This is a genomic window from Geobacillus sp. WSUCF-018B (genome assembly GCF_002809985.1).
Taxonomy (GTDB): Bacteria; Bacillota; Bacilli; order Bacillales; family Anoxybacillaceae; genus Geobacillus; species Geobacillus thermophilus.
On record NZ_PIJF01000038.1, the window covers coordinates 33767 to 43977 of the forward strand.

Below are 10211 nucleotides of genomic sequence, written 5' to 3' on the forward strand. Positions count from 1 at the left end.
CCCAAACACTCCCCAACGGATGGCGCTAGCACGTCGTTGTTAGCGCTTTTTTCAGCATGAGGGGAGCTACATGAGCTCGGAGCACTCTTTTACGATCGTCACGATCATCGTTTCGACATGTTTTCGCTTTTTATCCGGCAGCTTCGCGAGCGCGTACACCGCTTCGCTCATCTCTTGGTTATGAAGCAAGTAGTCCAACGCCGCGAGCACCGTTTCGTGCACGTCCGCCGTTCCGTACATGTCTGTCACTTCGCGCAACAGCTCGCGTTGGCGCGTTTCGCCGCCAAGCAAAAAATCGGCGCTGACGTCAAACAACTGGCAGAGCTTCTCAAGCGACTGCACATCGGGAAGCAAGCTGCCGTTTTCCCATTTGCTGATTTGCGAACGCGACACGTTCAGCTGCTCGGCCAGCTCTTCCTGTGTCCAGCGCCGTTGTTTTCGCAGTTGTTTGAGCGTCTCCCCCAAGTTTGTCATCGTTCGTCACCACGCTTTTCATCATTACTCTTTAAAGATAGAAAAGCATGGAGTCAATGGTTGTTCCTTTTTCGCTCATTTCTATCTTTGTTTCTAAATCAGAACAGATTTGTCCGTGATTTCGTCGTTCGGCATCTTTTTTGTCCAGGAAGGACATAGTACAATTAGTTAAAAATGGGAAATTACGAACCAAAAAGAGGGGGTCAAGGTGAACATCTATCTTGCCGATTTTGTCATTTGTGAACGAAACGGGGAGAAACACGCCCAAAAAATGTACCACATCTATATTAAGGAAATGAAAAATCCGTTTTCCGTGCGGCTGAAAACGATCGCCCCGGCCAGTTTCACCGATTCGCTGCGCTCGCTGAAAAACGAAGGTGGACGGATGCGTTTTGCATCGGAAGGCGAGGCGCTGTTCCGCACGATCACCTGCTCAAAGGAAGCTCAGCTCTATTTTGTGTTTAAATGCACGAGCCAGTTGTACATGTTTATCGTCAAGCTCGACCTTCGCCAAAAAAAGTTTACCGTCGCCCTCTACGAGTGGAACGAACCGAGGCAAAAATACATCCCGATCCGCGCTGACGAATGGCTGGCGATGGAAAAACAGCTCATTTATGAAGTGCTGCAGTCGATTTACCTTGTCGATGATCGACGCGTGTCGTATTTGTTCACGTATCCGTCGCCTCCGAAGCGAAGCACGCCCCGTTCTGGCGCATAAACTTCTTCCTTCTTCCAATAAAAAAAATCGTTTCCTTTCATGGCTTTCGTCCGTTATACTGAAAATATAGAACATTACTATTTTTGGCTGCGGGACGTCAAGCCGGCCTGAGGAACTATCCCGCATGAGGCCTCAATGAAAGATGAAAAACGAAACAGACGGCGAAGGGAGAGGGCGCATCCGTGAAACCGAATCACGTTGTTTTCGCCGCTGCCATGGCTTCTGCCTTTTTTCTCGCGCCGGACGAGAGCCAAGCGGCGGAATGGAAGAAAGGCATGAGTTCTCCTGAAATCAAACAGCTCCAGCAGCGCTTGAAAGAAAAAGGCTTTTTCACGTATCCGCAAGCGACCGGCTACTTTGGCGCCATTACCGAAGAAGCGGTCAAAGCGTTCCAACGGGCGATGAACTTGCCAGCCACCGGCATCGTCGATGACGCCACCTACGCGAAGCTCAAAAGCGCGCCTGCGTCAAACGACACGCTCGCCATCGGTTCCCGCGGCGCGGCCGTCAGTGATTTGCAACGCCGGCTGAAACAGCTCGGCTATTTTCGCTATCCGCAAATCACCGGCTACTACGGCGCGGTGACGGCCGATGCCGTGAAGCAGTTTCAACGGGCGAACGGGCTTCCCGCCACCGGCCGGGCGGACCGGGCGACGCTTGAGCGGCTGAAGCAAAAAGAAGAAGGTTCCTCGCCCTCACCGTCTGCGGCGCTGACCGTTGGGGCGCGCGGCGACGACGTCCGCGAGCTGCAGCAACAGCTCAAACAACTCGGCTACTTTACGTATTCGGACATCACCGGCTACTATGGGGTGCTGACCGCCGACGCCATCCGCCGCTTTCAACGCGACAACGGCCTGCCAGTGACCGGCGCGGTCGACAACCAAACCGCTGCCCTCCTTGCGAGCGCAGTAAAAGCGAAAACAAACCCGCCTGCACCGATCGAGCGCGAGCGCCTGGCGGTTCGCCTCTCAATCGGCGCGCTCGGCGAAGACGTCAAGCGCATTCAGACAAAGCTGAAAGAGCTCGGCTACTTCTACACGGCCATCACCGGCTACTACGGCACTGCCACCGCCGACGCCGTTCGCCGCTTCCAACAAGACGCCAAGCTCCCGATGACCGGCGTTGTTGACAGCGAAACATACGAGCGTCTGCTTGGACAAGCTCCCCCGACGAAGGTGGATGTCATCGAACTCGTCGCCGATGCGGCTGAGCTGCTCGGAACCCCATACGTTTGGGGCGGCGATGCGCCGGAAGAGGGATTTGACTGCAGCGGCTTCATTTTCTACCTGTTCCAGCAACAAGGCGTCCCCATCCCGCGCACCGTCGCCTTGATGTGGAATGCAGGCGCATCGGTTTCCGCCCCGGAAGTCGGCGACATCGTCTTTTTCGCCACGACCACCAACGGCCCATCGCATGCCGGCATCTATATCGGCAACGGCCAGTTCATCCATAGCGGCGCTTCGACCAGCGTGACGATCAGCCGCCTCGACCAACCGTATTGGAAACAGCGGTACTTGGGGGCGAAGCGGTTCTTTTAGCATGCTATATAGATGCAACGAAGAAGTTTACCATATCCTTGACGGAAAAGCGGTTTATCCCTTTTCGACTGTCGCAGGCAAGCCTGTGGCTTGCCTCCGTCACGCCTTGGCGTGACGGAGGACCGAACAACCGCCTGCTTCACAGACTCATATATGTGTCTGTGAAGCGGCGTTGTTCGGTCGCCCGACAGTCGATCAAACGCCCGCTAAAAGCTGCAAATGGTAAAGCTTCAAATTGCATCTATATAGAACGACAACGATGACCAAAATGAGGAGGAAAACGAAGATGAAACATGCATCCCAAATGGCAGCCGCCATCTGCCTCGCCGCCGCCATCGCCCTCGGAGGAAATGGACAAACAGTTGACGCCGCCGTCCAATGGGGGCAAGTCCAATGGAAACAAGGCATGATCGGCAAAGTCGTCATTTTGCGCGACACGCCTCTATACCGCCTGAACGGAGCGGCATGGCAGACCGCCATGACGGTGAAACAAGGGCGCGAGTATCGCGTCTACAGCCAAAAACGGGCAGGCGGCGCCGTCTATTACAGCCTCGGCGGCGGACTGTATGCCAAACAAGGGGATGCCATCCAATACGTGCCGTTCACAAAAGACGAACTTCTCGCCCTTGTCGCCCGCTCATTGAAAGGGCAATACATTCTTCAGGCAGGAAATGAATCCGTCCCGTTCGTCATTGAGCGGCAAAAAGGAAATCGTCTGTTCGGCTGGTATTTATACGGCCAAAATATGTCATTGCCGCTTGAAGGCCGCATCGACGGCGCCGCGGTGACACTCTCCATTTATTTCAACGACAATGCCGAAGCGATCGCCGACTCGATCTCTTACTTAAAAGCGTACAACGTGCCGAAGGAAGAGATCGAAAAAATCGCCGAACAGCTCGCCAACAGCGGCGATTACGCCATGCAGCTGCAATTTTCCATCACGAACAGCCCGGAACAATTCGCAGGACAGTTCCGCTTTCTCGATTTGTACTTGAATGACCGCTATGACGTCGTCAAAATGACGCTTGGCCAACCGATGGACGTCACGGTGAAGAAAAACGATTGATGTTTTTGCGCAAAATGTTTGCCAACCAAAACCATCAAACTGCCAAAATATTGTTCTAAATTTCTGTTACAGGCATATTCATATCAATGTCGCCATCGATGGCAATAATTTCAAAGGCATATTCTCTAAAAAATTTGTATTTAGGACTAGAATTTAGAAGAAAAATGTGTTATTATAGGAGACGTAGAACATTAAGGAATGATGTGAAAGTGCTAGCACTGGATGATAGCCTTGCTAATAAGTCTATCATCTGGACACACAGGATGATCCTGGTTCATGTTAGCACCTTTTAGGCAATGAATCTACTAAACGGTAGCCGTTTAGGATCATTGTCTTAAAGTTTCATAAAAACGAAGGGGGATTTTAGGCTTTATGGACAAAAAGAAAGCAGTCAAACTCGCCACAGCCAGCGCTGTAGCAGCGAGCGCTTTCGTCGCCGCCAACCCGCACGCTTCCCAAGCAGCAACGGACGTGGCGACGGTCGTGAGCCAAGCGAAAGCGCAATTTAAAGCAGCGTATTATGCGTACAGCCACACGGTAACGGAAACGGGCAAACTCCCGAACATCAGCGACGTATACGCCGCCTACAACAAAGCGAAAAAAGCGTATGAAAACGCGGTTGCTGTCGTGAACAAAGCCGGCGGCGCGAAAAAAGACGCGTATTTGGCTGACTTGCAAGCTACATACGAAACGTATGTATTCAAAGCCAACCCGAAATCGGGCGAAGCGCGCGTGGCTACGTACATCGACGCTTACAACTATGCGACAAAATTAGACAAAATGCGCCAAGAACTCAAAGCAGCCGTCGATGCGAAAGATCTGAAAAAAGCAGAAGAGCTCTACCACAAAATTTCGTACGAGCTCAAAACGCGCACGGTCATTCTCGACCGCGTCTACGGCCAATCGACGCGCGAACTGCTTCGCTCGCAATTCAAAGCCGAAGCGCAAAAACTGCGCGACAGCTTGATCTACGACATCACCGTTGCCATGAAAGCGCGTGAAGCGCAAGACGCTGTCAAAGCCGGCAACTTGGACAAAGCGAAAGCCGCGCTTGACCAAGTCAACCAATACGTATCGAAAGTAACCGATGCGTTCAAAGCTGAACTGCAAAAAGCAGCACAAGACGCCAATAAGGCGTATGAAGCGGCATTGAAGGTTGAAAGTGTAAAAGCGATTAACAATACAACTGTTGAAGTAACATTCAAAGAAGCAATCGATGACGTAAAAGCACTTCACTTCTCTATCGATGGTCTTGAAGTGAAAAACGCTGTATTAAAACAAAAAACTAACAACGTTGTCGTATTGACAACTTCTCAACAAGAAGGCGGTAAAGAATACGTTGTTAAACTTAATGGCGAAGAATTAGGTAAATTTAAAGGTATCTCTGCGTACGTTCCAACAACAATTACACTTGAATCAGCTTCTGTTCAATCCAAAGTTGGTAAAGAAGTAACATTAAAAGCTAACATTGGCAAAAAAGAAGCTGGTGTACCTGTAACATTCAACATTGATGCTCCAACTGGAAGCTTGAACGAAGATAAAGTCGTAGAAGTTTATACAAACGCAGACGGTATCGCAGAGTATACTTATACTCAATACGCAGCTGGTGTAGACACAGTTTCTGTATATCCAACAGGTGCTCCTGCAACTCGTGATATCGCGAACGTATACTGGGGTGTAGACAACATCCTTACTGTTAAGAGCACAACAGATTCTAACGTTCTAAACAACGGTACTGCAAAATATTACACAGTTGAGCTTAAAGACCCTAAAACAGGTAAAGGTATTAAAGGTGTTAAGTTAAACGTAACATTTGCTGAAAATATTGATGATACAACAGCTAACGACTCTAAAGCAGTTGTAACGGACCCTACTACTGAAAATACAGCAACACCTTACCAATCAGCTACTGGTCAAAAATACTTAACTATTACAACTGATAACGAAGGTAAAGCTGGATTCACTGTAACTGGAGCAAATACAAAAGTAACTCCAATCGTGTTCATTGACAGTGATGAAGCAGCCCTTAAAGATGTTGCATTAGCTGGCAACAAAAACGATCGTTTAGATGCTCGTGAATTACGAGTAGCTGCTCCTTCAGTAGAGTTCGTTGGTGCTCAAACTGGTTACTCTATCACGTTTGACAAATCAACTTCTTTTGAAGGTGTAGTTGGTAAAGATTACACTTACGAAGTAACAGTTAAAGATAAAGAAGGAAAACCTTGGGCTGGTGGAACAATCAACGTTGCCTTAAATGAGAACATCGATGATTCGCTTTCAACAGATGCACCAGGTGTAACAATCAAAGCACACAAAGACTTCCCATTCGATGCGGTAAATGGTGAAGTTAAAACTTTAAAACTTGATAAAGACGGAAAAGCTAAATTCATCGTATCAGGAACAAAAGTAAATGTTACAGCAACTCCGGTTGTATGGATTGACCAAAATACACCTGATGCTAAACAATATGTGAAAGAATCTGGTGAGCCACAACAACTTGCAGGTTCTGTAACATTCCGTGATGAAGTTGTAAAATCTTTAGATTACTATGTGGATGATACTTATCGTGCAGGTGTTTATGTAGCAGGTCATGCTACTGACAAACCTAAGTTTGTTGCTGAATTACTAGATCAAAGTGGCAAACCTGTAAATTACGGTACATTGCAACAAGTAACTTATACTATTACAAACACAGGTAATAAGGAAGTAACATTAGATTTATCTGGTGCTGTTTCTCCACAACCTGTAACAATTGCAGCTGGTAACAGTGTAACAGTAAAAGGTACACCTGGAAGCAAGTCTGCAACATTATTTGTATCATCTCGTGGAGCAGGTAAAGTAAGTGTTGGTATCTCTGCTGTAACGAACGAAAACCTATACTTAACAGGTGCAGCTAAAGAGGTAGAATTCGTTGAAGCATCTGCAGCTCCTTCAACAGTAGTTGGTACTGTGGTTGGTTACAATACAACTGATAATAATGGCAAGTATGGTTATGTAGTAATTAAGGATGACAATGGTAAATTCCACTATGTTGAATACGCTAGCGACAAGAATGCAGTTAAAACTTACTATGTTGGAAATGATGCGTCATTCAACAACTTAACAGAAACAAATACTGATGGTTTTGAAAAAGCTATCAGTGTAAACGACCGTATTAAAGTAGATGGTGATACTTACCGTTTACACAATGCTGATAGCAGTTCAAAATCTGGTCAAATTTCTGGTAATATTGCGCCAGTTGCAGGTCGGATTGTTTCAGCCGTTCTTTCTGATGAAACAGCAGACGTAAACAATTATATTGATACACTAACAATTACGTTCAATAAAACATTAGATGTTTCATCAGTAGCGGATACAGATTTCAATTTCGGTGTAAATGATGCTGATTTAGTTGCTCCAGTTGGCAACACTAATACTTTAGTATTTAAACTTGACACTCCTAATTCATTACCGACTGATATTACAATTGCAGCAGATGCTTTAACTTTCACTGATGGAACTAAAATTGCGGCAATCAATTTCACAAATCTTTTAAAAGCTCCAGTAAGTAAGCTTTATACTGTACAATCTAACTTAGCTGCAGTTACAGGAAGTGACGCTGTTGCTCAAGTAACAGTAGACGGAAAAGATGCTGAATTAAGAGTTGCTAAAGAAGGCAAACCATCTCAATTTGCAGATGTAACATTTAAATTTGAACAAAACAATTCTGACAACTTAAGTGTAACTTACGCTAATAAAGTAGTAACAGTTAAACTGGCTAATACTGATGCGGCTAATAACGCTGCTGATAAAATTGATGCTGCTATTAAAGCATTAGGTCAAGTAGATGGCAAAGACTTTACTAAGGTTTCTTTCGTTGATGCTGATTCAAATTGGACGAATGTAACTGGTAAATCTATCTCTACTGCATCTCTTCAATTAGCAGGTGGAGTAGATGCAGTGACAGCTACTAAAGGTCAATACAAATTCACTCTTCTTCGTCAGCTAGTTGAAGGTGAGCAAATTACTGTTAATGGTATTACTTATACAGCAACTAGCAAACCAGGTGCAGGTACACAATTTGTAATCGGTCAAGATGTTAATGAAACAGCTAAAAACTTATTAAATGCAATTAAAGCTAACGATGTACGTTTTGATGATGATGCATCAAGCGTAACAAGTTCTACAATTACTCTAGTTGATGCTAAAGCTGATGGTGCTGCTGCTCCAACTGTACGCTATTAATGAGTGCGGTGCCTGTCACTTCCGAGACAGAGAGTCATAGTTTGACTCTCTGTCTTTTATTGTGTTCAAATCCGTGTTGAATGAAATTTCAAGGATATATTATATTTTTGAATCCATGGCTAAAGCCTTTATTCTCCTTTCCGAGAATAGGGGCTATTTTTGTTTAGGAGGAAAAAGGATGAGTAAGCATCAAACAATCAACCACCAGGAGCTAGAGTTGCTGGAAAGGGAGGTGTCTGCCAAGCAGCCAGCGAAACGCGTCAACATTGTCAGCCTAAAGCTCGTTCGTGAATCGAGCGTGCTGTACAAAGAGCGACAAATCAAATCACCAGAGGACGCATACAAGTTGTAAAGCCATTCCTCATTGAAGCCGATCGTGAGCTGTTTGTTGTTGTTTGCCTAGACACGAAAAATCAACCGACTGCCATTAACATTTGCCACGTAGGCAGTCTCAACTCAAGCATCGTGCATCCAAGGGAGGTGTTCAAGCCAGCGATTCTGTCGAACTCCGCTTCGATTATTGTAGCTCACAATCATCCATCGTCTGACCCGACTCCTTCAAGGGAAGATATTGAAGTGACAAAAAGGCTAGTGGAAGCAGGAAGAATCGTTGGCATTGAATTGCTGGACGATCTTATCGTTTGCGAAGAACGGTTCGTGTCGCTAAAAGAAAAAGGCTACATTTGAAAGGAGGTGAGGACATGCCGCATATTGACTGGTTCGTTGAGAAGATGAAAAGCGAGTTCCATATGGAAGTGCCGCGTGACGAAGTGAGCTACGAGGCGTATGAGTTTTATCATGACGAGATTGACAATTTGCTTGTTCCCGCAGCGCACCTAGAGAAGCTACCGAATCCGATGCTTTTGGAAGCGCTTATGTACGTGGACAAAGAAGGGTACGAGTGGATTGCCGGAGTGGTTATCGATGAGGAGACAAGGAAAATGCTGTACGAAGTGTGGATAAAGGACGGCGAGCAAATCGCCTGCAAGTTATATGTCTGAGATTGGTGGATTTTCGTCCGAAAATATCACGGCTAGACCAAGTGGAAGGGGAAGGGAAAATGGCAAAATATCACCGCATTATCATTGACGGCGTACCATACTACCGGGAATACAGCTATGGATTAGATAGCTATGGTGAAATGCTCAGTGAAGATGAGCTTGTTCAAATGTTGTTGGAGGAAGTGGTCGAGGAAGAGATTGAGATCAACAAAAGGGATATCGAAGCTGCTTTGCGCCGAATTCCGGACTGTGGGGATCGCAACTTACTGCAAAACTACATTCGCTATTTAGAGAAAGCTAGCTGGGAGTAAGTGAGGCAGGTTCCCTTGTATCTTAAGTGAAAAAAGAAAAATATGTAAAAATCGAGAAAAACGGAGAAATTCGAAGAAAAAATGAGATTTAACTTAAAATCACCCAAAAATTGCTATAAATAAGCGCTCATATTTCAGGGGAAAAAATCTCTGAAAAATTTTTGGGCTGGAAATCCACTAGAAAAACCGTTTACGTAAAATCGCCTAAAACAGCCTAAAATCGCTAAAAATCGTCGGAAATGGGATTGGATATATTATAACCTCTCTGATAAAGTAAGAGGCAAAAGATTAAAGGAGTTGAAATAAAATGAAGAAAATCAGCCAAAAACTTTATCCAGGAGAGACTATAACAATGGTATTTCCACCCGATACACCTGCTGCTTTTGAGCATGAGAGTAGTCATTTAGTTGTCCATGGATGTGAGGTAGTGATACCAAAAGACAAAATCGATCGGGATGCAGTAGAGGAATTACTATTTAAAATAGACCGTAATGATGAAATAACAGAGGACGAAAAAAACTACTATCTCTATATTATGAATGATGTCCTTTCCCATTGTGTAAGTGTGGAGGAATTATATCGAGAAGCAGAAAGTCTAAAGCAATATGTGATTGGATATTTAAATGATTTAGGAATTGAACACTATCATTTGAATTTCGATATTGGGGTACTGCATAGTTGATAGTAATCCCCAAATACAAAAGCAGGGTAGCTATTTTAGGAATGCTACCCGAGTTTTTTTATTAGGATGGATAAATAACGAATAACTCACGACATTTCTGTAAATTAGCACATTATTTCGGAACCCCTTTTTCAAATTATTTCAGACGGATTCCGAAATAATGTGCAAAATTTTTGTGAATTATTTCGGATTTTGCA

At 45.3% G+C, this 10211-nt stretch carries 8 protein-coding genes and 1 pseudogene; 8 read left to right on the forward strand and 1 reads right to left on the reverse strand.

The window, feature by feature from the left end:
* Positions 1-66: 66 nt before the first annotated feature.
* Complete coding sequence (locus CV944_RS11850; RefSeq protein ID WP_023634349.1) at positions 67-474, reverse strand: helix-turn-helix domain-containing protein; 408 nt, start codon at positions 472-474, stop codon at positions 67-69.
* Positions 475-682: 208 nt separating this feature from the next.
* Between CV944_RS11850 and CV944_RS11855 the strand changes: the two genes are divergently transcribed.
* The 8 genes and pseudogenes from CV944_RS11855 to CV944_RS11890 all read left to right on the forward strand — a co-directional run bounded on the left by CV944_RS11855 (position 683) and on the right by CV944_RS11890 (position 10014).
* Positions 683-1192, forward strand: coding sequence for a hypothetical protein (locus CV944_RS11855; protein ID WP_100664241.1), 510 nt, complete (start codon positions 683-685; stop codon positions 1190-1192).
* A gap of 182 nt (positions 1193-1374) precedes the next feature.
* The gene (locus CV944_RS11860) at positions 1375-2730 is read left to right on the forward strand and encodes a C40 family peptidase (RefSeq protein ID WP_100659804.1); all 1356 of its coding nucleotides are present in this window, start codon (positions 1375-1377) and stop codon (positions 2728-2730) included.
* Positions 2731-3016: 286 nt separating this feature from the next.
* The gene (locus CV944_RS11865) at positions 3017-3796 is read left to right on the forward strand and encodes a hypothetical protein (RefSeq protein ID WP_100659805.1); all 780 of its coding nucleotides are present in this window, start codon (positions 3017-3019) and stop codon (positions 3794-3796) included.
* Between the two features lie 372 nt (positions 3797-4168).
* Positions 4169-8020: a hypothetical protein gene (locus tag CV944_RS17640; RefSeq protein WP_233205004.1), complete on the forward strand. Its 3852-nt coding sequence runs from the start codon at positions 4169-4171 to the stop codon at positions 8018-8020.
* 178 nt (positions 8021-8198) lie between these two features.
* A pseudogene (locus CV944_RS11875) lies at positions 8199-8707 on the forward strand (JAB domain-containing protein).
* A 14-nt stretch (positions 8708-8721) separates the two neighbouring features.
* Positions 8722-9021: a hypothetical protein gene (locus CV944_RS11880; protein ID WP_100659806.1), complete on the forward strand. Its 300-nt coding sequence runs from the start codon at positions 8722-8724 to the stop codon at positions 9019-9021.
* A gap of 59 nt (positions 9022-9080) precedes the next feature.
* Positions 9081-9332 (forward strand): hypothetical protein, encoded by a 252-nt coding sequence (locus tag CV944_RS11885; protein WP_100659807.1) that lies wholly within the window; start codon positions 9081-9083, stop codon positions 9330-9332.
* Positions 9333-9639: 307 nt separating this feature from the next.
* Positions 9640-10014 (forward strand): hypothetical protein, encoded by a 375-nt coding sequence (locus CV944_RS11890; RefSeq protein WP_100659808.1) that lies wholly within the window; start codon positions 9640-9642, stop codon positions 10012-10014.
* The last annotated feature ends 197 nt before the right edge of the window (positions 10015-10211 follow it).